Consider the following 24,455-nt stretch of genomic DNA (forward strand, 5'->3'; position numbering starts at 1 on the left):
TGAAGTATTAATTCAGAGTTAATAAAGCGTTTAAATTCAACCTTACTCCCCACTCCTGACTCCTTTCTTAATTAAGTTCTTCCCAATGTTTTAAAGCATTCAAACAAGATAAAAAAGCCAGTGCTTCAGGATGCTGGGATTTAATAAATTCTCTTCTCGTTCCTAAAGCAACTAAATTTCCTTCATACATTAAACCAATTCTGGAAGCTAAAAAGAAAGCTTCTTGAATATCATGGGTGACAAATATCACGGTTTTTCCTAATTGTTGTTGTAAATATTGAAACTGTTGTTGTAATTCTAAACGAGTAATAGGATCTAACGCCCCAAAAGGTTCATCCATTAATAGTATAGGTGGATCTGCGGCTAAAGCCCTAGCAACTCCTACTCTTTGACGTTGGCCTCCTGATAGTTGATGGGGATAACGGTGAGCAAACTTTTTAGGTTCTAAACCTACTAATTCTAACATTTCATGGACTCTTGTTTGAATTTTATTTGCTGACCATTTTTCTAAAGATGGTACAATTCCCACATTTTCAGCTACGGTAAAATGGGGAAATAAACCTGTTTCTTGAATAACATAACCTATGCGTCTTCTCAGTTTAATTGCATCCCATTGGGTAGTTGGTTTTGACTGTACTAAAACCTGTCCTTGGGTGGGTGTCAGTAAATGATTGATTAATTTTAAAGTTGTGGTTTTACCACTGCCACTACGCCCTAATAAAATTAATGCTTCTCCTTGATAAATACTCAGATTTAGGTTAGATAATAGAAGACGGTGATTAATTTCAAAACTGACATTTTTAAATTCAACTGCTATTTCTGATCGTAGAGACATAAAAGTTTAATAAAAAATCCAAGGTGATTTTCTCGTTTTCTCGTTCCCAGTCTCCGACTGGGAATGCTATCATAGAGTCTCTGACTCCAATTTTCCCTAACTCTAATTTTACTACAAAAGGCAGAGCCTTTAACAATTCATTCCCATACAGAGTATGGGAACGAGTAATTATCTCTGATAACTGATAAATATCAAAATTTGATAGTTGCAGCAGTAATAGCTAAAGCAACCCAACCTGCCATTAATGCAATTCCTCCTAATGGTGCGATCGCTCCCAAGGATTTTATACCAGAAAAGGTAATGGCATACAAGCTGCCAGAAAAAATCACGACACCAATAATAAATAACCACCCACTAGCTAACAGAGTTGTAGGTGGAGTTTCAAAGCGACTGATGATGATAGCCACTAACAACAATGCCAGGGCATGATACATTTGATAACGTGCGCCAGTGTCGAAAATTTCCAACATTCTTTCACTGACTTTTTCCCGCAAAGCATGAGCGCCAAACGCACCAGCAGCTACAGATAAACCACCGAAAATAGCGCCTACAGTCAAAAAAATCTGCGTCATTATAACCTAGCTGTAAATGAGCAAAGTGACATTAAACATCAAAGTGATATGATACCCCTCCTGCTTCATTGACTTGAAAATTAGCATTAAATTCTTTAGCTTTTTGGTCTAAATATTCTTTAGCTTCTGTTGCTGGTAACTGTGACTGCATGGCAAAACTTAACAATGTGATTTTGCCATTATTTGCTTGTAACATTTGATAAAATTGAGATTGCAAATTCTGATTTTTTTGTTGTGTCAACGCTTTTTTATCTTGTCGGCTTTGCTTGTATAATCCTAATGCTAACCATCCACCCAATAACGCCGTAGGAACACCAAACATGATCCCTTGGGCTGCTGTATTATCAAGTTGATATAGCGCCTCGTGATTGATAAAATCTTTGGCTAGTGCTTCATCTTCTATCCCTGGTAAAATAGGCTTGAATGTGGTATTTTTGGCAATTACCGCTGTTACTGATGTCGTTAAAAACATGAATCCGAGTGTAAGCAGCCAACCAGCAGCCAATTTTTCCGCCGTTTTCATAGTTTTACTTCTGAGTTAGACTTTGCTTGCGATTTTAACCTGACTTGCTTTTATGTTCCACTAATATTATCTCGTTCCCAGTCTCCCACTGGGAATGCGATGAACAGGCTCTGCCTCTGATTTAATCGCAGCCAGAGTCTGCTACAATTCATTCCCATCATTCCCATACAGAGTATGGGAACGAGAAACAAGTAATTTTTACCTTGTAGCTTCTAACAAGCGGGAAAAATAGAAACGGGTTCTAGTCATGGCTTTTCTTTGTATTTTAAAGCCATTTTTCTCCAGAATTTTCACTACATCTGCTTCACGGTGTAAATAAGCACGAGTTGTTTTACTTGGTCCTGGGAAGAAAGTACCTATTTTTTTGAGGATAGACAGAAAAAAGGTTTTTGGGGCAAAACTAATCATGATGCGTGATTGTGCCAAAGAACAGAGGTGAGAAATCATTTCATCTGCTTTTTCTTGGGGGTAATGAATCAGCACATCCAAACAAATAACTGTGTGATAATCGCCACTTAAAGATTCTAAGTCTTGTACTGTAAAATCAGGATTAACTGTATTTTTTAAAGCTAATACAGCTCTATCCTGTGCTTCTGAGACCATTTTGGCGGAAATATCACTAGCATAAACTTTAGCACCTTCAGTAGCCAGGGGAATACTGAGACTACCAACACCACACCCAGCATCGCAGATGGTTAACTGGGATAAATTGTTATCATCTTTTAACCAGCCGATGACGGTATCTACGGTTTGTTGATGTCCAGTACGGATATCTAGCTGTACTTTGTTGACCTCACCATCTCCATAGATGCGTCTCCAACGGTCAAAACCTGTAGAGTTGAAGTATTCGCGGACTATTGTTTTATCGTCGGCTGCGTTCATGACCTTAATTTTTGACAGTTAACAATTCTTAAAATTATAATAAAATAATGTCAGAATTTAGAAGTCAGGAGTCAGAATTTTTGATAATTTTTGATAAATTGATAGATTATCAAATAGTGATTTTTGCCTTAACCTCTCAAACATTGACGGCTGAAAGCTGATAGATATTTCATGATCTGCCAATTTTTATTTACTTTGTAAAGTAATGATAGTCACTTCTGGCGGACAAAATAAACGTCCTGGTAAATAAGTACCTAAACCGCGATTAATATATAGTTGATTTTTGCCTATTTTATGGAAACCTTGTGACCATTCCCAATGATTAAATACAGGGTGTTTTTTTCTGAAAAATGGTAGGAAATTTTGTAATATTTTGGGTGTTATTCTGAGAATTTTATGTTGAATCATTAATACAGGACCCAACCCAGGAATAACGATTTGTCCACCGTGAGTATGACCAGATAATTGCAAATCTACCCGCCATTTTTGCAATATTTCTGCTGTATCTGGGTTATGGGATAAAACTATGCAAGGTGTATCAGTATCTAGTTGGTTCATCACTGGTGTAGGATTAAATTCTTTTGAGTAAAAATCTGCTAGTCCTACAATTGGTAATTCTTTTCCTAATGGATAGGAAATTTGATTCCAAAGAACATGAATACCTATATTTGTTAATGTGGTTGTAACTTCAGTTTGGGAATTTTTATAATATAAATCGTGGTTTCCCAGTACGGCATAAATACCATGACGACTTTGCAATTTTTTCAGGTATTTTGCTAGTTGATCAAGGGTTGCGGTGCTGGTGGTGATGAAGTCGCCGGTTAATAAAATTAAGTCGGGTTTTGCTTGGTTAGCGATGGCGATCGCCTGACTTAACATTTTATCTGATAACCGTACACCATCATAGTGAAAATCTGACATTTGCACCAGTTTTTTACCTTGTAATGATGCAGGTAAACCCGCAATTTTTACCGTTAATTTTTCTGTCGTCAACGGTCCAGATAATAATCTGTGCATAATGATTTTGATGATTTTGAATAGTGTTATTTATAAGTTAACTGAAAACTTTCGGGTTGTTTGTAGGAATAAGATAACTTTTAGAAAATTTTACAAAATTTGTGTATTTTTACGTGTTTTTATTTAAACTTTTTAAACATAAACTTTAGTTTTTTTCAAATCCCTGAGTTTTTTACGAGGATGTTTAAAAAGTAGTAAAGTTTACAGAATTAGGGCGGGCAAGACTTGTACTGAGCTTGTCGTTCGCGTAGCTTGTCGTTAGCCATAGTATGCCCACTCCACAAAAGCTAATGTCAACCCTAACAAAGCGGATAAATTCTGAAAACCTACTCTAAAACAGGAGGTAGAGATTTGGTTAAATTCTCCCCATGACTCAAATTTCCCCCTTGAACCTGGGAAGTTAAAACCTGTTCCAAAACCTGCATGAAAATTCTGGGATGGAAAAATGCCCTGGGAGGTTTGATCATGTTGATTACTTCTAAAAACAACTGATGAACTTCGCCACTTTTGCTTTGTAAAACCAGCACTTGTTCTAAATATTTTTGCATCATTTTATTAATTAAACTGGGTTTTCCTCCCTCGGTGGTAGACCAACGGAAATCTTCACCTGTAGCAATCATCCAAGGTATACTAATTACTTTGTTAAGTTGTTTTTGAAACCGTCGAGATAGACCAGTTAAATTTTCTTGCTTACTTAAACATTCATCCAGAGTTACAGCACCTAAAGCAGCGGTAGTCATACCTTGACCGTAAACAGGATTGAAGCTACAAACAGCATCACCGACTACTACTAAATTTTCTGGGAATCTAGACAGTTTTTCATAATGACGCAGACAGTTTTCTGTGCGTTTATAGGCGTAAATTGGTGAAATTGGTTGAGCGTTTTTGATGGTTTCGTAAATAATAGGCGATCGCAAACTGCGAGCAAATTCCAAAAAACCACCCTCATCCGTAGGTGGATAATCTCGACCTATACCCACCAATGTCACAATCCACCGATTACCTTCAACTTTATAAATCACACCCCCACGAGTACCTGGTGGTTGTGCTGTTATATACACTGAATGCCAATCTATTTGCAAATCTGATGGAATTTGATACCACCGACTAGCGTAGCCTAAAAAAGAATTAACAATTGTTTCCTGGGTTGGTTCATAGCCCATTTCTTGCAACCAGTAGGGTGTGCGCGAAGTTCGTCCAGTTGCATCTACCACTAAATCCGCAAATATCTCTATTTCCGGTTCATTACCAGTGCGTATCTGTACACCAGTAACCTGAGTTTTGTCCGCGTTTGATAAAAAGCTAGTTACCTGTGTACCTAACCTCAATTTTACACGATCATTTGCCACCAAACGCCGGCGGATAATCCACTCTAGCAAATTCCGGCTACAGGTGTGGGTAGCTAAATGAGAGTGAAAACGGGGACACCATCCGCTAGAACCCAACCAAGGAACATCCGCTGTCCAATTTACAAAAGGTGTACCTGACTCTGCTAATTCAGCAAGTATACCAGGAAACAATTGTTCTAAAATCTGTTGCCCCCGTATCAGTAGGGCATGAACATGAAAAGATTGGGGAACACCAGGGCGTTTTTCTGGTTGTGCAGTTGACCCTAGCAAGTCCTTTTCTACAATTATTACACGGTCAAAATACCGAGTCAGCACCTGAGCCGCCAACATTCCGGCGATGCTTCCCCCAATCACAACAGCAGTTTTTTCTGTAGATGTGGAATTATTTGAATACATCATTTCAAAATAGACTGAGTTAAAACAAATTTATGTTACATATCAGAATTTTATCAAAATTTTGTGGTTTGGGCATGGTTCGACATAGTTCGACTCCGCACTTCGACTTACTTCGACTACGCTCAGTACAAGTCGCTCAGTACAAGCTCACTAACCGCTGAGTACAAGTCTTTCCCGACCTAAATATACAACTTAAATTATCCAATTTTTGCTGATCCAAAATCACCATTTTAAAACCTCTTTCCTCATCTCCTCTATATCTAAATAATCATTGACAAATGCTTTTCTTAACAACTGATCAGGAATAAACTGATCATATTTTTGTAATTTCGGTGCTTCTGCATGACTCACTAAATGTTCTGCTGTAATTCTTTGCTCACATAAACCAACTATTTCTGAATAAACAGCAGAAAACTTATCCTTACCCACTTTCAAAGTCAAATAATAAGGATTTATCCCACCAATACTACTAATCTCTAAAGATTCTCGACAAAAACAATTTAATAATCTTTCTAAAGTTCGATAACCTACCGTACCCATCCAAGGAAAAATACAACATTTATTTTTATCTAATTTGATCATATTACTTTTATCTAATCCTGATTTTCTAGATAATTTCCTCACTTCCTGCAAACGCAATTGAGCATTTTTTTGTAAATAACTATATTCTGTATCTTCTAACAAAACCTGACGCATTCTTTGTAAAATTCTCCCATGAATATTCCCACTTCCACCACGCCAATAGATATTATCTTGACCATTAGCCTTACCTTCAACTTGTTTAACCAAAATCACCTGCTTTTTAAAATCAACTTCTAACACTTCCCAACTCTTACCAGCTAACCCAAATTGATTACCCACAGCAGGAGGTGTAGCAATACTACCTATTTCTGTTGTCCCTTGTTTCACAGTATATTCTTGATAGTCAGCAAACACAGCATAAAACTGAAATTTATTAACTACTTTTTCCCCTGCTAAACCAATAATTAATTTACCAGTTTCCGTTTTTTGAATGTGATTAATATCAATTAAATAACGAAGTAAGGTTTTATAATTATCTTGGGAAATATTAGCAAAAGGTGATAAATTCAAAATTTGTTGAGCTAAAGCAGCAGGTGAAATTGCTCCCGTTGCTGCTAAAATACTCATAGTTTGATGATAAAGTAAACTAAAAGGATATTTAATTGGTGTAATTGGTTCTATCCAACGTTCTTCTAAATAAAGTTGAATAATAGCGATACACTGTAAAAGTTGCCAGGGAATTTGATCTGGTAAAAAAGCTTCTGATAATGGTTTTGCTTCTGCACAAATAAAACGCATATCCGCAGTTTCTCCCCTTCTCCCACTGCGTCCCAATCTTTGTAAAAAACTTGCAACAGATACAGGTGATTCTAATTGAATAACTCTTTCTAAATAACCGATATCTATCCCTAATTCTAAAGTTAAAGTTGCCGCAGTCACCGCAGGAGTATTAGCTTCTCGCATAGCATTTTCCGCAGTTTGTCGTAAGCTGGCAGAAATACTACCATGATGGACATGATATATATCTGGAAATCCTGCGGTTTGTGCTATATTCCGCAAAGAAGAAATAACAGATTCTGTTTGATTCCGGTTATTAGCAAAAATCAAACATTTACGAGATTTGGTAAGGTTAAAAATATATTTTTCATAATCAGATTCATCAATATCTTCATTAATGAAAAAATGTTCTAAAGCTAGTTTTAATTGTCGCTTTCCTGCTTCAACATTTGGAGTAATTACTGGTTTATCTGTTCCTGAAATTAACCATCTTTCCGCTACTGAATAATCACCAAGAGTTGCGGATAAACCAATGCGTCTAGGTTGAATTTTGGTAAATTTGGCTAATCTTTGTAATTGACAAAGAATTTGACAACCTCTTTCTGAACCCATAAAGGCGTGAATTTCATCAATAATAATAAAACGTAAATCAGCAAATAATCTGCTTAATTCCTGATGTTTATTGATTAATAAACTTTCTAAAGATTCCGGTGTGATTTGCAGAATGCCTTGGGGATTTTTTAAAAGTTTGTTTTTGCGACTTTGAGATACATCACCATGCCAAGAATATACAGGAATATCTGCGGTTTTTAATAAGTCATTGAGGCGTTGGAATTGGTCATTAATTAAAGCTTTGATAGGACTAATATACAATACACCTATAGTAGTAGATGGTTTTTCCTGTAGTAAAGTTAAAATAGGTAAAAACGCCGCTTCTGTTTTTCCCGCAGCAGTGGCAGCAGCAACCAGCAAATGAGCATCAGTTTGAAATATAACTTCACAAGCCGCAATTTGTACTGGTCTTAATTCTGTCCAATTGTGAAGATAAATGTATTCTTGGATAAAGGGAGCAAGTCTAGAAAATGTGCTGTTACTCATAGATAGCAGGATATTCACAGAATGTTGGATACAGAATTTTGTGTTTTATATTAGTTGCTGACTTCAGTAAGCTTACAGTAAGCTAGTAACAAGAAGTCAAGTGATCAATTTAATGAAGTTGTAAAATTAGGAAAATGACAAATCAAGATGCAGGTGATCTTACCAAAGAGAAGTTATTAGAACGCTATGAAGTCCAGCAACAACTAGGTAAAAAAGCAGGAAGGAGGACACTGTTAACTCGTGACTTACAAACCCAAGAACTGGTAGTAGTGAAATTACTAACATTTGATGATGATTTTCAATGGCACGATTTAAAGTTATTTGAGCGGGAAGCAGAAACCCTCAAATCACTTTCTCATCCTGCTATTCCTCAATATTTAGATTATTTTGAATTAGACACACCAAACTACAAAGGATTTGCACTGGTACAAAGTTATATTCCTGCTGAATCTTTGGAAATGCAACTGAAAGCAGGACGCAGTTTTAGTGAAAAAGAAGTTAAACAATTAGCAACTGCATTGCTAGAAATTCTCAAATATTTACACAGTCAGCAACCACCAGTAATTCATCGTGATATTAAACCGAGCAATATATTATTAACAAATCGCTCTGGTAATAGTGTTGGTGATGTTTATTTAGTTGATTTTGGTTCAGTGCAAACTATTGTTAGAAGTAATAGTACCATGACTGTTGTGGGTAGTTATGGATATATGCCACCTGAACAATTTAGTGGTAAAGCTAGTCCTGCTTCTGACTTGTATGGTTTGGGTGCAACTTTAATTTATTTAGTTACAGGTCAACATCCAGCAGATTTACCGCAACAAGATTTAGTCATTAAATTTGAAGAAGCTGCAAATATTAGTCGTGATTTTAGTAATTGGTTGCGGAGAATGACACAACCGATGTTGAGTAAACGTTTTACTTCTGCGGATCAAGCTTTACAAGCTCTACAAGTACCTATTAATAAAATTCCTGCTCCAGTAAGGACATCTAATTTGATTTTAGAAAAGCCTTTTGGTAGTCAGGTGATGTTAAATAAAAATGCTGAGTTTATAGAAATTCTCATTCCCCCCAAATCAGGAATGTCTAAGGTAGGGGTGATGTTTGTTTGGTATTTTACGACTGTTTTACCGCTTTCTATTGTTTTTTCCATTTTTTCACCTATATTTGGTATCCTTTCACCTTTGCTACCTACACTTAATATATTCCTATTGATTTTTATCGTTCTACTGTCTTTATTTGGCAAAAAAAGACTGTATATCAATAAACGAGAAATTTCTTTATGTTATGACTTATTTGGTATGAGGCGCTATCATCCTCTTCCCAGTCACAGAAAGAATATTATTCGTTTGGAGCGTGGTAGTATATATTATAATCTTGCTCCTCATCCCTGTTTAATTATCTGGGCGGGGCTGACAAAGTATGAAATTAATACCAGTCAAAATAATATGTTTTCTGTTAGTACCATAGAATTAGATTGGTTAGCACAAGAACTTAGTGAATGGCTTGGTTTACCAATTACAAAAGAGTAAGTTATCAATTGATAATTGATAATTGACAATTGTTTCATTCAAGGTTTAAAACCTGTAAGCATTCAGCTAACACCTATGGCTTGCGTGAAGACGTAGGAGTCATACGGTAAGTTACGCTAACAGTAGTCAGCTTTGTAACAGTCACACCATCGAAAAAAACGAAATAATCATAAACTAAATTCGGCAGCATCATCATCTAAATAGCTATCTTTACCTGCTACCGTAAGTTGAAAATTATCACCGTGAATTAATTCAGAGAATTTAATTTCTGGGTTTTGATAAAGAACATTTAACACACTAATAAAATCCCGAATTATTTCCCCTGGTGTTAATAAAGCTTCTGCACCTAAGCGAGTCACAATTTCTTGGACAAATTCTTTTAAATCTGTCTCTTTTAATCTTGGTTCATAACCAAAATTTAAGGCATGAATTTCTGTTAATCTTTGCAAAAGTGTAAGTATTTCTGTTTCCGTTAAGGGGTGCAGACGCATCACAGTCCCGATGTATTCTTGTACATTAGCTTGGGTAACAAATCGGCTTTCTTTGGTGCGTCTGCGCCAAGCTGGATCGGCAAAAAGTCCCCGGTTTGGGTCTTCTAAAAATTGAGTAGTTCCACCAATGAAAATCCCCAGATTTTCGGCTTTACATTGCATGGTATCGTTAAACATTCCCAAGAGTCTATTATAGTTCTTTTCACGAGTAACTGTAGTGGATATTTGATATAAATTTACGGCTTCATCTAGTAAAATTAACAGTCCTTTATAGCCGATTTCTGCAACGAATTTAGCTAATAATTTAATATAATCATACCAAGTTTCATCATCAATAATGACACGCACTCCTAAAGCTGCTCTAGCTTCAGTTTTGGTGTTAAATTCTCCTCTTAACCAGCGTAGGGAGGCGTTTTTTAATTCTTCATCATCTAAGCGATAACTGCGCCAATAAGCAATAATGACACTACCAAAATCAAAGCCATGAACTAAGTCTTCAATATAATTAATTACTTCCCGAATTTTGGTTTCTACTTGGTCATCAAAACCTGCATCATTGGGACGCATTCCTGTTTCTTTGGCTACTTCTTGCTGAATTTTATTAATCCATCCTTCTAAAATGGAAATTAAAGCACCACCATCAGGACGGGTTTTTGTAGCTAAACGACTCATTAATTCTCGATAGGTTGCTAACCCTTCGTTGTTGCTTCCAGCTAGTCTTCTTCCAGAGGATAAATCAACATCAGCAACTACAAATCCTTGCTCCATTGCACGGTTACGAATCATCTGTAGCATGAAGCTTTTTCCTGAACCGTAATTACCAATGATAAACCGAAATGCAGCTACACCTTCTGCTATATCATTGAGATTTTGTAAGAGGCTATTTAGTTCTTTTTCTCTACCTACGGCTATATGTTCAATTCCGGTTCTGGGAACTACTCCTGCACCCAGGGAATTGATTAAAGCTGTGGATACTTTTTTTGATATTTTCTGTTTGCTCATGTAGTTTGGATTAGTATTTGTTATTAATTGATTTTTTCTTCAAAGTATATATAATATATTATATCATAAAAGTACAATTTTTTCTATTCAATCAACGGTTAAAATTAGTTTGGTTAAAATTAGCTTGGTTAAAATTAGCTTGTAAATGTAGCTTGTAAATGAGGGCTATTTATTTCTCTAATCTTCATGAATTGCTATAATTTTTTGGACATTGAGCAGATGTTCTGGGTAAATTTCCGGTTTGTCTTCTGCTGTTTCAATAATTAATTCACCAATAGTATTTTTGGCGATTTCATTGATAGCATCAATTAATAAATTAGGCATAGTGATTTGTGCTTCGGCAATTTGTTTAATAATAGCTTGGGGATTATCATGTTCGATTATGGCTTTTAATACCTGAATTTGATGGGTTGGCATTTGTGCTAAAAAATTCCTCCATTCTGAAGGTAGCTTTTCTTCTATAGGTTCTAGTAATTCATCAAAGGGAAATAATTCAACTTCATTTTCCTGGGTATTATCAGATAATGGTTCTTGATTGAGGTTTTCTATGTTTTGCAATAGTTCCCAAACTTGGTTTTGTAATAAGTCTCGCTCATCTTGTAATAAGGAAATTTGATTGTGTAATTGGCTAATTTCTGCCTGTTGTGCTTGTTTTTGATTTTGTAAATTTTTCAGTTTATTTTCTAGATTTTCTTGGGCGTTAATTGTCTCTTTTAATAAGTTATTTTTAGTGAAGACTTTGCTTTCTAAGTCTTGGATTTCTATTCTCAGTTCATAGAGTTTTTCTTCTAGTTGGGGTTTGAGTCTATTGGAGAGAATCAGGTGATTTTCGATTTCTTCTTTTTCTTGCTTGAATGCTTCTATTTGGGCTTGTAATTGGGTTATTTCTGAACGGGATACGTTACAATTTAGCTCTAAACGACGTTTTTCTGCCGTTAGTTCAGAACAAGATTTTTTGAGTTCTATTGTGCTGCCTTCTAATTTGTCTATGGCATTTTTTATAGTATTAATTTCTAGCTCCAAATGCTTTTTTTGTCCAGCAAAATTACCTATTTCTCGATGTAAATTATCTCTTTGATTACGAGATTCTGCGATTTGATTTTGTAGTTGCTGTGATTCTGTATAGAGAAGAATTTTATGTTGTTGTACTTGTTCTACTTCTCTGGCAATGCGATATTTTAAGCCTTCCAATTCTCTAATTTTTCTATAGAGAGAACTTAAAACCATCAGTTCATAATTTCTACGTCTTTTATCCACAAATAAGGCGGCTGAATAGGTGGCAAGTACGGTAATGATTCCAGTAACTAAGGCTTGAGTAAAATCCCAGTTGGGAACAAGACTTAAACCAAAACTTACACTAAAGGCTGATACCCCTAAAATCACTTTATTGCTTACTATTCCTGATTGCATTTTGCTGGTTTTTAGCTTATTAATCTGGTGAGAATCAGTAGTTGTTAAGGTCATTATTGTTCACATTTTATTGAAGGTCAGGGTGTGTTACAGCAGGAGTCAGTGGTTCGGCTTCGCTCACCAACCGGAGTCAGGAGTAAAACTAGCTTAGTGTATAGGTTTCAATTTAGATTCTGTACCTCATGGATCTGCAATCTGCTGTATTTAAAAATTTAATAGTATAGCTGTCGCTAAGTTAAGAGTTTTAAAAGCTGACTGCTGATTGCTGTAAATTAATTACAGGCTATTAATTACAGGCTGTTTTTATTATTACCATACACAGCTAAATCTGCTTTTAAGAAGTCAATAAACTGCCGTGCTGTGCGGCCAGAACGGCCATTATGACGAGTTGCCCATTGTAAAGCTTGAAATTCTAAATCTTCGGGTTTAAGATTAACGCCTGTTTGTACTGCTAAATGCTGAACAATGTGTAAATATGTTTTTTGATCTGCGGCTTCAAAGGTTAATGTTAAACCAAAGCGATCGCTAAAGGAAAGCTTTTCCTGCATTGTATCCCAAGCATGGACTTCTTCGTTATCCTTGGGGGTAGGTCTATCACTAAAATACTCTCTAATCAAGTGCCGACGGTTGGATGTAGCATAAACAATTACATTTTCTGGTCTAGCGGTTAAGCTGCCTTCTAAAACTACTTTTAGTGCTTTAAAAGCATCATCATCTTCCTCGAAGGAAAGATCATCGACAAAGATAATAAATTTTTGCGGCACTCCTCGTAAATATTCAACAATTTTTGGTAAGTTTTGTAATTCTGATTTTGCCACTTCGATTAAGCGCAGGTTTTTGTCGCTATATTCGTTTAATAAAGATTTTACTAAAGATGACTTACCAGAACCGCGACTACCGTATAGTAATACGTGCAGTGCTGGTTGTCCTGACAATAAAAACAGGGTATTTTTTAACAAAGCATCTTTTTGCCAATCGTAACCTACTAATGTATCTAGTTTAACTGGATCAGGATAGAGTATACCTAAAAACTGCCCATCTTGCCACCTAAAAGCGCGATATTGGGCAAATAAACCAGTGCCATGCTGTTGATAATAAGCGGCTAAGTCTTCAACAGCATCAGCCCAAGTATCTAATTGTTGTAAAGTGCTGATTAAATCAGTATCAACTTCTACTGCTTGGGGTTCTTGATACCAGACGACTGGGGAAACTGGCAAATGAGATACCACTTGCACCCACTCACTTAAAACAGCACTATTACATTCATATAAATTTTGTAAGGCTTGTAAATCATGCTGGGCTGCTGCAATTAAGGCTGGTGGTAAATCAGTAAATTCTCGCTGTTGAGCTAGTCTGGTAAAGGGGTTATCCGCAATGAGAATTTGTTTAATTAAGTATTCTTCCCAGGTTTGTTTACTGGCTGCCAAAGCTTGAAAATAATTACCGTAAGCTTGGAGACAGTCGCGCCCATCTGCGTCAGTGTAACGTATAGCTTGCAGCAGATCAAGAAATGCGATCGCTACTTCGCCTTTAAGAACTGATTGGTAAATTAAAAGAGACGCTGCTTGGCGTTGGAAGAATTGAACTTTGGTGTAAGACGAAGTATTTACGGTAGACATTCCTTGATCATCCATCAATTAACTGTATTTGTCTGCTCAATCTAAAAGTAAAATCCAAATCAACACAGGCTGTAACAATGAATTTAGGTATAGTTGCCGCTTTTGGCTACGGCATTTTAGCATTATTAGGCGGAATCATTGGCTACATCCAAGCCAAGAGCAAAGTTTCCTTAATTAGTGGTATAATTAGTGGCTTATTCATTATCTTTGCTGCTTACTGCCAACTTCAAGGACAAAGCTGGGGTTTAAGTGTAGCAGCTTTTGTTATTGGTGTGTTAGTATTTTTCTTTTCCATTAGATTGGCTAAAACACGGAAATTTATGCCTGGGGGATTGATGATTATTTTTGGGATCGTGACATTAGTAGTCATATTGAATCAAATTTAACGAAGGCAGGAGGCAGGAGGCAGGAGGCAGGAGTCAGGAGTGAAACTGGCGAATGTGTCTAGGTTTCAATTTTGATTCTGTACCTCGTTGATATGCAATCTGCTGTATCAGTAAAGATAAAAGTTAGTGAGTAAATTTGGTCTTTACAGGCGAATTTTCGCCCAGATGACCACAAATACTGTTAAATTTGAAACATACTGTTCCTAGTAAGTCTGATTTTAGTACAATTATATTATAAATAAAGGCGTGATTTTTATGACACATTGAGGGTATGGATAAAAAAAATCCTTGAGAGCAAAGGATATGAACTAGCAATTATTAAATTGTTAGTAAAAATTACGATTAACAAGATTTAAACAAAGAACTCTATATATACTAGAGTTAGTATTATCAATAGTGTAAAGATTTTATGGTATCTTCAGTATACTTTAAAGGAAAAATAAAGGTAAATTTGCCATATTGGCAGGTTTTCCTGAAATAAATAGGATATTACTAGATAGTAGCAATCTTTATTAATGTTTGCGCTATTGTAGCTATCTACCTAATCCTAAGCAGAGGAAATCAAGGCATACCTAAGTAATTCTTTCAGCAATTTAAGCAACTAGGAAATTAATACATGATATTATCACTGTCTTCTCAAAATGTTATCCAGTATCTGCACAAAGCAGGTCTGTGTAGCTCAGAAGATGGCGCATTATATGAATCTGATTTACCAGAAAGTGGCGGTAATAATCGGAATTTACTGGTGAAGCTGGCAGATAATCGTAAACTTCTGGTTAAACAAGAACGATGCAGGAATTTTGATAGCAGTCCCCATGAATTTTTTAATGAGTGGCTGTTTCATCAATTACTGGATAAATTTCCAGTGCTGGGGAATATTTCGGCGATCGCATCATTATTGGTCCATTTTGATGCAGAAAATTATATCCTGGTTCGTAGTTACCTCAGCGAATATATGGAACTGGGGAAATTTTACGAAAATAACAGTATTTTCCCCATTGAAATTGCCACCGCCATTGGTAATACATTAGCGGTGTTACATCGTTCTACTTTCCAAAAACGAGAGTATCGTGATTTTATGGATACTGCTCCCCAAGGACAGTTTCGCTATCACTATTACAACCCAGCGCAAGGAATAGGATCAATAAATCAAGATATTTTTGGCAATATTCCTACAGAAGCACTCAAATTGCATACACTCTATCAACAATATGAAAGTTTAGAATCAGCGATCGCCGATTTAGCTTATGAATGGAAACCTTGTTGTTTAACTCACAACGATTTACAATTAAACAATATTTTGGTGCATTCCCGTTGGCAAAATCTAGATAACTGTTTGGTAAGATTAATTGATTGGGAAGCTTGCACTTGGGGAGATCCAGCCTTTGATTTAGGTACTTTACTAGGAAGCTATGTCAAAATTTGGCTTTCTAGTTTAGTAGTAGATCCCAGTTTAAATTTAGAAGAATCTCTAAATTTGGCAATCATTCCCTTAGAAGTTATTCAACCTTCAATTTTGGCAGTTATCCACGCTTATCTTCATGCTTTTCCCATAATTTTGGATTACCGTCGGGACTTTATTCTGCGAGTGATTCAGTTTACAGGTTTGGCACTAACTCACCAAATTCAAAACATGATTGAGTATCACAAATACTTTGATAATACCCACCTGTGTATGCTAGAAGTTGCCAAAAGTTTGTTAATTATGCCTGAACAAGCAGTATTAACTATTTTCGGCAGTTCCGAAGCAGAAATTCTCCAATCAGTAACCGGATTAAACACCAAAGCTAAACCTGAAAAAGAAAAACAACTACTACGGATTTATTACGAAAAAACTCGCCTACGTGGTTGTTAGTATTTTAGGTAATATTTTAGGTAGTATTTTAGGTAGTATTTTAGATGATATTCAAATTTGGAGGTGCAATTTCTTCATGTTAGATAACTCTACTAATCAAATTCTCAATTCTTTATTTGATATTGCCAGCAATATTCAGATTGCCCCAAACTTTTGTATTCAACATCCCAATTATCAACCTTTTGCATTGCCAGCGACAGTAGCGAATAGATTTAAACACAATTCACCAGATTTACAACATAAATATCTGGCTTTACTATTGCGGAATTTTCTCCACGGTATTTATTATAATGGTTCGCTGCAAACTGTTTTATCAGTCAATGCCGAAGATGGTAATTACTCACAACAGAACTCACAACAGAAAAGTTTAGAGCAAAATTATAATGTGGGTATTGATTGGGATTTTTATGAGCAATTACACCAAAATAATCATGGTATAGGTAACTATGATTCTAATTGGGAAGTATTAAGACGAGAACCAGATAAAACTCTAGCAGTAACTAAAAATGGGTTAACATTATATGTTGAACCAGAATGCTATCTCAAATCAAGTAAAAAGTCGATAAAAGTAGGTGATTTAATAGCAATTTGGATGCCAAAAAACCGTTTACAAAATAACTGTTATGTGGCGGTTAGTAATTTAGGACAACAACGCCAAAATACATCCGAGACTAATCTAGGAGTAGGGCGAATTTATTTTAATTTTAGTCCATCAGGTGCGATCGCTCTCATGGATACCCTCACACAACAACTCAATAACGACCATATTCCCTTTAGTTTTGAAGTTCTTTATAACCCCGGTGCTTATGGGCGGTATGATGCTGGTACACTTTATTTTGAAAGACAAGATTACCCCATCATTCACAAAATTCTTCAGACAGTTTACCAAGAAAATCAATCTTATTTTCACCCAGAAATTCCCCTATTTACCAAATATTTAGCACCTGGACTGAGTTTAGCAGAAGAACCAAACCAAAAATTTGCCGCCCAGGAAAGTTTTGGGATGAACCGTTGTCAAATAGTTGCTAATGCTTTGTTAGAAGCTTGGGAAAAAGGGAAAAACGCCATTGAAGAACGTATACAGATTATTAACCAACACTTTGCACAGCATTTAATTGATGTACAACGTCCTTATCTTAACCCCAGTTCTGAAGATATATATATCCCATTAAATTCTTAATAACTTAGTAAGTATTCAGTAAGTATTCAGCTATCAGTAATTTGTGTTTTTTGTGAGTTTTGCTGATAGCTGACTGCTGACTGCTTACAGAAAATGTAATTTACCTGTTTTTTTGTTTTAATAGAGGATTTTTAGACGATGATTTTTACATATCAAAGAACTGTCAGATTTGCCGATACTGATGCTGCTGGAGTCGTTTATTTTGCCAATATTTTAAGTATTTGTCATGAAGCTTACGAAGAATCACTTTGGCATTCTGGCATAAATATCAAAACTTTTTTTACACATCCATCTGTTGCTTTTCCCATCGTTCATGCAAATGTAGATTTTTTGCGTCCGATTTATTGCGGTGACAAGTTAATGATTAGTTTAATACCCCAAAAAATAAGTATTGATAAATTTAACATTACTTATGAAATTACCATAACTGATGTAATAGTTGCTAAAGCAATTACTCGCCACGTTTGTATTGATCTCAATAGTAGAACCAAGCAAGAATTACCAGAAGAGATAATTTCTTGGTTAGAAACGAACCGCAGAGACGCAGAAGGTGCTGAGAGAAGAAAGTCAAGGGAAGAGATTATGTAATTGATAATTGATAATTGATAATTGATAATTGATAATTGATGATTAATTATTCATAATCATGAGATGATTTAGCTAAAAAATCCAGTGCTATTTGTTGCAGTTGTTGACGGTTGATTTTACCTTGTTCATTACGAGGTAAATTTGCTACAGAAATCCAATATTTAGGAATTTTAAACCTACTAAGTTTATCCTTGAGTTGACTTTCAATATTTAAAATAGAAATATTTGAATGCTGAGGAATATAAATAGCTGTTAATGCTTCTCCCCAATCTTTATCAGGTATACCAATTACACAAACATCAATTACCATATTTGTTTTTATAATCGCTGATTCAATTTCTATCGGATAAATATTTTCACCACCAGAAATAATTTTATTACTACTACGTCCAATAATATGTAAATATCCATCTCCATCTACAAAACCAATATCATCTACTACTAAACTATCCCTATTTTCCCAAAGTTGGGGATAATAACCTAAAGCCAAAGATTTAGCTTGAATATTAATATTGCCCGTTAAATTATTAATAGTAATTTCTGCATGGGGGAGAATTTTACCACTGTTAACATTACCCTGCAAAAATTCATCAGGTTTCAAAGTCGCAACCTGAGAAGCTGTTTCTGTCATTCCATAAGTAGGTGCTAACCTAATATGATAAAATCTCGCTTTTTCTAACAATTCATCCCATGCTGGCGCACCTCCTAAAAGTACAGTTTCAAACTGAGATAGCCATTTTGTGAGTTGTGTATTTTGCAGCAGTCTTTGTAACTGAGTAGGAACTAAAGATATAAAAAAATCTGAAGGATTAATATTTGGTATTTGTTGAAATTCAATTTCTTTAAATCGAGTAATCACTAATTTACCACCAGTAGTAAAACTTCTCATAAACTGCATTAAACCACTGACATGATACAGCGGTAAAATACAAAAAGAATTTACTGTTTTTAACTGAAAATACTCTGTAAAACCTTGTACAGATGCCGTTAATGTTTCCCATGTATGAATTGTAAATTTAATCTTTCCCGATGAACCACCAGTAGGAATCATGATAGAATTGGTAATTGGTAATTGGTAATTGGTAATTGGTAATTGAGGAGTAAACTGACAACAATCTCCCCAAATTATATCTGGTTGTACCAAATTAAAAACTTGTTCCCATTCATTTTTTCCCCAGTCTGGGTTACATAAAAAAACTGGACATTTTGCAGCACAAGCAGCAATGAAACAAGCTAAAAATCTCACTGGTTCGCGTTCAGATACAATGATTTTTGGTAGTGTTGTATTTTTAGATAATTCGATTATTTCTAAAAGTCCTAAATATAATTCTGTAGCTATTTGATAAAATTCCTGGCTATTATCAACAATTAACCAATGATGATTTTTGAGTTTTTCTAAATACTCTAAAGGTTGTTCCATAGACTTTGAGTCCAGTTTGCTTGTAGTTGGGTAAAATGAGAGTATCCCAATGAAAGGAAAAATGAACGCAGCAACACTAAAAAATCTCTCATAATCTCTTACCTTTGTGTACTTTGCGTCCTTTGCGGTTCAATCATATCAAGTCTTGGAGCATTTTATTTCCCTAGTTAAAAATAAATTTACACATTTGGGATACTCCCGGTAAAATAGTGATTGATGCCAAAACCGACTGCGCGATGATTGCTAGATAATTCTGCTGCTAATTTTAGTGCAGCTTGTCTACCAATGGCAGTTTCAAATACAGATGAGAATACCACATCAATTTGATGTTGTTGGCAAAATTTTCTTAACCTTGATGGTGAACCTACTATACCAGGTTTAATGACAAAAATACTCCGCCAACCTTGTTGATAACAATTTTCCAGTTGTTGTAATGTAGCTACGGATTCATCTAAGGCAATTTTTGTACTATAATAATTACTTAATTCCAGCATTTCTGAGAATTTATCTACAGGTAATGGTTGTTCAATAAATTCAATTTTATTGGGGAAATTATCGCATTTTTCTAACCATAATTTAGCTGCATTATCATCAAGTCCACCATTAGCATCTAACCGCAGTTTTGCTGATTCTGGTAATTGATCAATCAATAAATTTAAAATTTCCAATTCTGCGTTTATATCATTAACTCCAATTTTCCATTTAAAGGTTTTATAACCTTGTTTCCATAAATTTTGCCATTGATTTAAAGCCGCTTTTCCTGCTGGTAATAATCCGCTAAAATTCAGATGATGGTAATTTAGAGATTCGTGATTTTCTTGTAAATTCTCTAGTGCTGATTCAAAACCAAATTGACAAGCTGGTAATTGATTGGGAATATCAAAAATTATCTCTGATGTAATTTCTTTTGGTAGTTGATGACAAAAATCTAAAGCTTCTTCTAAAGTTTCCGAACCAAACCAAGAAATAGGGGCAATTTCCCCCCAACTCACTTTTCCTGTCATATCCACAAGTCTGATAATTACACTTTCTCGTATTTCCCAAACTCCATGATTGGTAATCACAGGACGAGTGAATTTTTGACTAATGTTGCGAAAAGAAAATTGATATTTCATGTTGAACAATTGATAATAGATAATTGACAATTGACAATTGACAATTGTTTCATGCAATGTTGAAAAATTATCAACTTTCCATTAGACATCTCTACAAAAGAAATTATGGAACTTATGTATGGGGGCAGGTCGAAGCATTTGGGATATCTATATCTCTGATTTTTCCGTTAAATTATCGCCCATAAGCTTCGCCCCTACGTTGCCCCTACGTCGCCCGACTCCTTACAATTATCCCAACAATTATCCCAGCATAAATCCTGTACCCAATAATAAGCAACTCCAAAAATGTACAGCAACAGCAATAAATTTAGAGTTACTAACTTTTTCTGGTAAGTGATGATTTTCTAAAACATGACGACATAATTTAAACGCAAAAGGTAAACTTAGCCAACTTAATAAAGTCCAAAGGGGGAAAATTCCTAACACAACTAATAACAAAGATAAGGGATAAATACTAGCTGTAAACCAAACTAATACCTGTGCGCCTTTTTCTGTACCTAACCGCACAATAGGCGATCGCTTTCCAGCAGCTATATCATCCTTTACTTGGTGAAAATGTGAACAAAATAAAACTAAACTGGTGACAATCCCAACAATCACAGAAGCTGCTAAATTAGTCATTGACCAAGTTTGAGTTTGACTGTAATATGCTGCTGTCATTCCCAATGGTCCAAAGGCAAAAAAGCAAAGAATTTCGCCTAAACCCTGGTATCCTAAACGAAAAGGAGGTCCTTGGTACATATAACCCAAAGCACAGCATAGCAAGATTATACCAATTACAGTAGGGTCTTTTTGCAAAAAGGCGATCGCTATTATCCCCAACAAACCCGAACTTAAACACAAATTACCTAACCAAAACATTAACTGCTTATTACCAGTTAAATTCACCAAAGAATGATGTTTATTTTTATCAATACCTGTTTCTGCATCAAAAACATCATTACTGATATTTTCCCAAGCTAAAATTAAAATTGCCGCAGTCATAAAAACTGCAAATATTAAACCATTAAAAATCTTAGTTTCTGCAAATGCTACCGCCGAACCTACCCATATAGGCATAATAGCAACACTGTACATTGGCGGTTTGATAGCAGCCATCCATAACTTATTTTTGGGTATTGATATCTGATTTGTAGTCATCAGTCTTGATAAATTAAATTACTAAAAATTGACTTATCAATTAGATTTTATAGTTGGCTGCGACATTTTACGGTAGTAAATTACCAAAAAATGCTAATTTTGTGATTGATAGTTTACCTACTGTTAACAAAACTTGACTTGACATTTTGGAGTATGCAAGAGTATGTGTTTTCAGTTTTACCAGAACCCAGCAAATTAGAGGCTGGTTAATGGTAACAGAATATGCTACCTATAGAAATACGACCATGACTTATTACACTTTAGGAAGATAACTTAAAAAAAATTAACTTATACATCCATGACAATTTCACCATGTCGCAGCAGTTTCTTTATAGAATATAAAGATTTGCATCAATTACTGTTAGCAGTGCAAGAAAAGTGCTATGAACAGCGTAGCCAGCAAATTGTGAGTATTTCCCTGGCAATTGATTTCATAGATCCTTTAGTGGTATTAGATAAGTTTGCCCAAAAAAATACATTAAACTTTTACTTTGAGAACAGAAGTAAAGGTGAAGCCATTGTAGCCATTGATGCTATCAAAAAATTAGATATTAGTGGTCAAAATAGATTTCATAAAACCGAAGAATTTATCAAAGATTGTCTCAAAAACGTCATTAATTTTGGCAATATAAACCCTGTAATGGGGCAACCTTTTGCCGGTACTCACTTTTTTTGTAGCTACAGTTTTTTTGATCAGCATCACTATTTAGATTATCCATTTTCATCTGCTACTATTTTTCTACCTAAATTACAAGTAGCAGTCAAAAATTCTTCTTGCACCTTAGTTGTGAATCATTTAATTCATGCTGACATTAATATTCAAACAATATTACGGGAATTACAGGACAAAATTAAGACTCTCCAATCTTTAGTAAAATCATCGCCAAACATTGAAAATTCTTCAGCCAATTTTATCAAAACCAAGATTAATAATGCCGATAATTTTAAATATTCAGTATTATCAGCTTTAGAAAAAATTGAATCCAAACATTTAAGAAAAATTGTTTTAGCCGATGCTTTAGATGTCAAATCATATAATTCCTTTAACTTATTCAAATCTTTAAATAATCTGCGACATTTCCATCCTAATTGTTATGTTTTTTCTACCAGCAATGGTAAAGGACAAAACTTTATAGGTGCGAGTCCAGAACGGTTAATTAGTATTCAAGAACAGCAATTAATTACTGATGCTTTAGCAGGTTCAGCCCCTAGAGGTAAAACACCAAATGAAGATGCAGCCAATGCCAACAACTTAGTTAATAGTACCAAAGAAAAACACGAACACAACCTAGTAATTGATTTTATCACCCAACGTTTATCACAACTCGGTTTATTTCCCCAAATTTTATCACCACGTCTGCGACAATTATCTAATATTCAACATTTATGGACACCCATTACTGCGGTAGTACCTGCTAACGTCCACCCTTTAAAAATCGTTGCCCAATTACATCCTACACCAGCGGTTGCCGGTGCAGATAGAGATATTGCTTGTGCAGAAATTCGCCGTTATGAAAAATTTGAAAGGGGTTTATATGCTGCACCTTTGGGATGGGTAGATGCAAAGGGAAATTGTGAGTTTATTGTCGGTATTCGTTCAGCTTTAATTGATGGCGATCGCGCTAGACTTTATGCAGGTGCGGGTATCGTCGCCGGTTCTGATCCTGATAAGGAATTTGCTGAAGTGCAGCTTAAACTTCAAGCATTACTCAAAGCTTTAATTTAGGTTTTGGTAAATAATTGTTTCCATCCCCTTGCGGGGAAGTTGATTTGGAAAGGGTTTTTGCCCCCACTGGCAATCATCCTAATTCCCCTGTTTCCATCCCCTTGCGGGGAAGTTGATTTGGAAAGCAACTGTCGTAGTGTCAAAAGGCGGGTTAAGTGCCGTTTCCATCCCCTTGCGGAGAAGTTGGTTTGGAAAGCCCAGTAAATCTGGGTACCATCAACCAAGGTGGAAAGTTTCCATCCCCTTGCGGGGAAGTTGGTTTGGAAAGCGGTGTATATCTCGCTCATGGGAGCGATAAAACAAAGTTTCTATCCCCTTGCGGGGAAGTTGGTTTGTAAAGAGTTCACTTCTGGAAACCTTACAGAGCAAGGGTTTCAGATACCCCAATCTACACACCTTTTTTTATTGAGAAAAAATCAGTGCTTATTGAGAAAAAACTGACTCATTCAAGAGTCAAAAGCCTTGCTACAAAAGCAATCGACACAGGTCAACGAATTTATTAGGTTTTCAAGGTTCGGGGGACGTGTGTCGATGTTCTTGATACACTTTTTATATATACAACACATCGCCATAAATGTCAAGCTTTTGACAGATGACAATACCTTTGCCACTTTCCCGTAGGTTGGGTTGAACGAAGTGAAACCCAACTTACAGCAATTTTCAGGTAAATGAACCACATTTTTTAATCTCACGCAAAGACGCAAAGGCGCAAAGGAAGAAAGGAAGATAACAAGAAGGATGTGGTACAAATACATGAAAACTGCTGTAAACTCAACGTATTTGTTGGGTTTCGTTCCTCAACCCAACCTACAAATCAAGATATTTTTGATTTTGGCGAAGGTATTGATATTGGTATAAGTTTGCTCGGATGTGAGGAAATATCTAATTTTAGTATTCCCCATCCAGAAGCAAAAATCCCAAATATCTATTAAATTCGGCTACATTAATTATTTTTCTGGCAACACCCTACCTGTATTAAAATATAAATGTGATTATTTAATGTGTTCATTTTCAAGGGTT

At 35.5% G+C, this 24,455-nt stretch carries 20 protein-coding genes and 1 CRISPR repeat array; of the genes, 7 read left to right on the forward strand and 13 right to left on the reverse strand.

The genetic code is table 11. The annotated features are described in order from the left end of the window. Window positions 1-67 precede the first annotated feature (67 nt). From H5968_RS13485 to H5968_RS13515, 7 genes are all read right to left on the reverse strand, one after another. Complete coding sequence (locus H5968_RS13485; RefSeq protein WP_187040364.1) at window positions 68-835, reverse strand: ATP-binding cassette domain-containing protein; 768 nt, start codon at window positions 833-835, stop codon at window positions 68-70. Between the two features lie 191 nt (window positions 836-1,026). Continuing rightward, window positions 1,027-1,407 (reverse strand): DUF423 domain-containing protein, encoded by a 381-nt coding sequence (locus H5968_RS13490; protein ID WP_187040365.1) that lies wholly within the window; start codon window positions 1,405-1,407, stop codon window positions 1,027-1,029. Between the two features lie 31 nt (window positions 1,408-1,438). Next, window positions 1,439-1,930: a hypothetical protein gene (locus H5968_RS13495; protein ID WP_187040366.1), complete on the reverse strand. Its 492-nt coding sequence runs from the start codon at window positions 1,928-1,930 to the stop codon at window positions 1,439-1,441. Window positions 1,931-2,128: 198 nt separating this feature from the next. Continuing rightward, window positions 2,129-2,812 carry a magnesium protoporphyrin IX methyltransferase gene (gene bchM / locus H5968_RS13500; RefSeq protein WP_187040367.1) on the reverse strand — a complete coding sequence of 228 codons (684 nt, stop codon included), beginning with the start codon at window positions 2,810-2,812 and terminating at the stop codon, window positions 2,129-2,131. Between the two features lie 186 nt (window positions 2,813-2,998). After that, window positions 2,999-3,829 (reverse strand): metallophosphoesterase, encoded by an 831-nt coding sequence (locus tag H5968_RS13505; RefSeq protein WP_187040368.1) that lies wholly within the window; start codon window positions 3,827-3,829, stop codon window positions 2,999-3,001. 326 nt (window positions 3,830-4,155) lie between these two features. Further along, complete coding sequence (locus H5968_RS13510) at window positions 4,156-5,577, reverse strand: NAD(P)/FAD-dependent oxidoreductase (RefSeq protein ID WP_187040369.1); 1,422 nt, start codon at window positions 5,575-5,577, stop codon at window positions 4,156-4,158. A gap of 219 nt (window positions 5,578-5,796) precedes the next feature. Further along, window positions 5,797-7,971, reverse strand: a complete 2,175-nt coding sequence (locus tag H5968_RS13515; protein ID WP_187040370.1) for a DEAD/DEAH box helicase — start codon at window positions 7,969-7,971, stop codon at window positions 5,797-5,799. 134 nt (window positions 7,972-8,105) lie between these two features. On the opposite strand from H5968_RS13515, the gene H5968_RS13520 reads away from it, so the two are divergent. Beyond that, the gene (locus H5968_RS13520; protein WP_187040371.1) at window positions 8,106-9,503 is read left to right on the forward strand and encodes a serine/threonine-protein kinase; all 1,398 of its coding nucleotides are present in this window, start codon (window positions 8,106-8,108) and stop codon (window positions 9,501-9,503) included. Window positions 9,504-9,670: 167 nt separating this feature from the next. Here the strand turns inward: H5968_RS13520 and H5968_RS13525 are convergent, their stop codons facing one another. The 3 genes from H5968_RS13525 to H5968_RS13535 all read right to left on the reverse strand — a co-directional run bounded on the left by H5968_RS13525 (window position 9,671) and on the right by H5968_RS13535 (window position 14,025). Then, the gene (locus H5968_RS13525) at window positions 9,671-10,996 is read right to left on the reverse strand and encodes an ATP-binding protein (protein WP_187040372.1); all 1,326 of its coding nucleotides are present in this window, start codon (window positions 10,994-10,996) and stop codon (window positions 9,671-9,673) included. A 177-nt stretch (window positions 10,997-11,173) separates the two neighbouring features. Further along, a complete protein-coding gene (locus H5968_RS13530; protein WP_255427126.1) occupies window positions 11,174-12,460 on the reverse strand; it encodes a tellurite resistance TerB C-terminal domain-containing protein in 1,287 nt (428 codons plus the stop codon). Window positions 12,461-12,696: 236 nt separating this feature from the next. Further along, entirely contained in the window at window positions 12,697-14,025 is a 1,329-nt protein-coding gene (locus tag H5968_RS13535) for an ATP-binding protein (RefSeq protein WP_187040373.1), read from the reverse strand. A 77-nt stretch (window positions 14,026-14,102) separates the two neighbouring features. On the opposite strand from H5968_RS13535, the gene H5968_RS13540 reads away from it, so the two are divergent. The 4 genes from H5968_RS13540 to H5968_RS13555 all read left to right on the forward strand — a co-directional run bounded on the left by H5968_RS13540 (window position 14,103) and on the right by H5968_RS13555 (window position 18,034). Then, complete coding sequence (locus H5968_RS13540; RefSeq protein ID WP_096567388.1) at window positions 14,103-14,411, forward strand: TMEM14 family protein; 309 nt, start codon at window positions 14,103-14,105, stop codon at window positions 14,409-14,411. A 616-nt stretch (window positions 14,412-15,027) separates the two neighbouring features. Further along, on the forward strand, window positions 15,028-16,266 hold the full coding sequence (locus tag H5968_RS13545) for an aminoglycoside phosphotransferase family protein (RefSeq protein ID WP_187040374.1): 1,239 nt from the start codon (window positions 15,028-15,030) through the stop codon (window positions 16,264-16,266). 76 nt (window positions 16,267-16,342) lie between these two features. Then, complete coding sequence (locus H5968_RS13550) at window positions 16,343-17,446, forward strand: T3SS effector HopA1 family protein (RefSeq protein WP_187040383.1); 1,104 nt, start codon at window positions 16,343-16,345, stop codon at window positions 17,444-17,446. 138 nt (window positions 17,447-17,584) lie between these two features. Next, window positions 17,585-18,034: a thioesterase family protein gene (locus tag H5968_RS13555; RefSeq protein WP_096567392.1), complete on the forward strand. Its 450-nt coding sequence runs from the start codon at window positions 17,585-17,587 to the stop codon at window positions 18,032-18,034. Between the two features lie 46 nt (window positions 18,035-18,080). Here H5968_RS13555 and H5968_RS13560 read toward each other — a convergent pair whose 3' ends face one another. The 3 genes from H5968_RS13560 to menA all read right to left on the reverse strand — a co-directional run bounded on the left by H5968_RS13560 (window position 18,081) and on the right by menA (window position 21,709). Beyond that, window positions 18,081-19,454: a 2-succinylbenzoate--CoA ligase gene (locus H5968_RS13560; RefSeq protein ID WP_187040375.1), complete on the reverse strand. Its 1,374-nt coding sequence runs from the start codon at window positions 19,452-19,454 to the stop codon at window positions 18,081-18,083. A gap of 179 nt (window positions 19,455-19,633) precedes the next feature. Beyond that, window positions 19,634-20,569, reverse strand: coding sequence for an o-succinylbenzoate synthase (locus tag H5968_RS13565; protein ID WP_187040376.1), 936 nt, complete (start codon window positions 20,567-20,569; stop codon window positions 19,634-19,636). A 240-nt stretch (window positions 20,570-20,809) separates the two neighbouring features. Then, the gene (menA, locus tag H5968_RS13570; RefSeq protein WP_187040377.1) at window positions 20,810-21,709 is read right to left on the reverse strand and encodes a 2-carboxy-1,4-naphthoquinone phytyltransferase; all 900 of its coding nucleotides are present in this window, start codon (window positions 21,707-21,709) and stop codon (window positions 20,810-20,812) included. 298 nt (window positions 21,710-22,007) lie between these two features. Between menA and H5968_RS13575 the strand changes: the two genes are divergently transcribed. Then, the gene (locus H5968_RS13575) at window positions 22,008-23,435 is read left to right on the forward strand and encodes an isochorismate synthase MenF (RefSeq protein WP_187040378.1); all 1,428 of its coding nucleotides are present in this window, start codon (window positions 22,008-22,010) and stop codon (window positions 23,433-23,435) included. Between the two features lie 16 nt (window positions 23,436-23,451). Continuing rightward, window positions 23,452-23,775: a CRISPR direct-repeat array (repeat unit 26 nt; unit sequence GTTTCCATCCCCTTGCGGGGAAGTTG). Between the two features lie 400 nt (window positions 23,776-24,175). Further along, entirely contained in the window at window positions 24,176-24,367 is a 192-nt protein-coding gene (locus H5968_RS13580) for a hypothetical protein (RefSeq protein ID WP_137666751.1), read from the forward strand. Window positions 24,368-24,455: the final 88 nt, after the last annotated feature.

The organism is Sphaerospermopsis sp. LEGE 00249 (assembly GCF_014299995.1).
GTDB classification, from domain to species: domain Bacteria; phylum Cyanobacteriota; class Cyanobacteriia; order Cyanobacteriales; family Nostocaceae; genus Sphaerospermopsis; species Sphaerospermopsis kisseleviana.

Excerpts from the sequence above, each read along its gene's own strand:
- H5968_RS13485 (WP_187040364.1), bottom strand. The coding sequence starts at position 835 with ATGTCTCTACGATCAGAAATAGCAGTTGAATTTAAAAATGTCAGTTTT.
- H5968_RS13490 (WP_187040365.1), bottom strand. The coding sequence starts at position 1,407 with ATGACGCAGATTTTTTTGACTGTAGGCGCTATTTTCGGTGGTTTATCT.
- H5968_RS13495 (WP_187040366.1), bottom strand. The coding sequence starts at position 1,930 with ATGAAAACGGCGGAAAAATTGGCTGCTGGTTGGCTGCTTACACTCGGA.
- bchM (WP_187040367.1), bottom strand. The coding sequence starts at position 2,812 with ATGAACGCAGCCGACGATAAAACAATAGTCCGCGAATACTTCAACTCT.
- H5968_RS13505 (WP_187040368.1), bottom strand. The coding sequence starts at position 3,829 with ATGCACAGATTATTATCTGGACCGTTGACGACAGAAAAATTAACGGTA.
- H5968_RS13510 (WP_187040369.1), bottom strand. The coding sequence starts at position 5,577 with ATGATGTATTCAAATAATTCCACATCTACAGAAAAAACTGCTGTTGTG.
- H5968_RS13515 (WP_187040370.1), bottom strand. The coding sequence starts at position 7,971 with ATGAGTAACAGCACATTTTCTAGACTTGCTCCCTTTATCCAAGAATAC.
- H5968_RS13520 (WP_187040371.1), top strand. The coding sequence starts at position 8,106 with ATGACAAATCAAGATGCAGGTGATCTTACCAAAGAGAAGTTATTAGAA.
- H5968_RS13525 (WP_187040372.1), bottom strand. The coding sequence starts at position 10,996 with ATGAGCAAACAGAAAATATCAAAAAAAGTATCCACAGCTTTAATCAAT.
- H5968_RS13530 (WP_255427126.1), bottom strand. The coding sequence starts at position 12,460 with ATGACCTTAACAACTACTGATTCTCACCAGATTAATAAGCTAAAAACC.
- H5968_RS13535 (WP_187040373.1), bottom strand. The coding sequence starts at position 14,025 with ATGTCTACCGTAAATACTTCGTCTTACACCAAAGTTCAATTCTTCCAA.
- H5968_RS13540 (WP_096567388.1), top strand. The coding sequence starts at position 14,103 with ATGAATTTAGGTATAGTTGCCGCTTTTGGCTACGGCATTTTAGCATTA.
- H5968_RS13545 (WP_187040374.1), top strand. The coding sequence starts at position 15,028 with ATGATATTATCACTGTCTTCTCAAAATGTTATCCAGTATCTGCACAAA.
- H5968_RS13550 (WP_187040383.1), top strand. The coding sequence starts at position 16,343 with ATGTTAGATAACTCTACTAATCAAATTCTCAATTCTTTATTTGATATT.
- H5968_RS13555 (WP_096567392.1), top strand. The coding sequence starts at position 17,585 with ATGATTTTTACATATCAAAGAACTGTCAGATTTGCCGATACTGATGCT.
- H5968_RS13560 (WP_187040375.1), bottom strand. The coding sequence starts at position 19,454 with ATGGAACAACCTTTAGAGTATTTAGAAAAACTCAAAAATCATCATTGG.
- H5968_RS13565 (WP_187040376.1), bottom strand. The coding sequence starts at position 20,569 with ATGAAATATCAATTTTCTTTTCGCAACATTAGTCAAAAATTCACTCGT.
- menA (WP_187040377.1), bottom strand. The coding sequence starts at position 21,709 with ATGACTACAAATCAGATATCAATACCCAAAAATAAGTTATGGATGGCT.
- H5968_RS13575 (WP_187040378.1), top strand. The coding sequence starts at position 22,008 with ATGACAATTTCACCATGTCGCAGCAGTTTCTTTATAGAATATAAAGAT.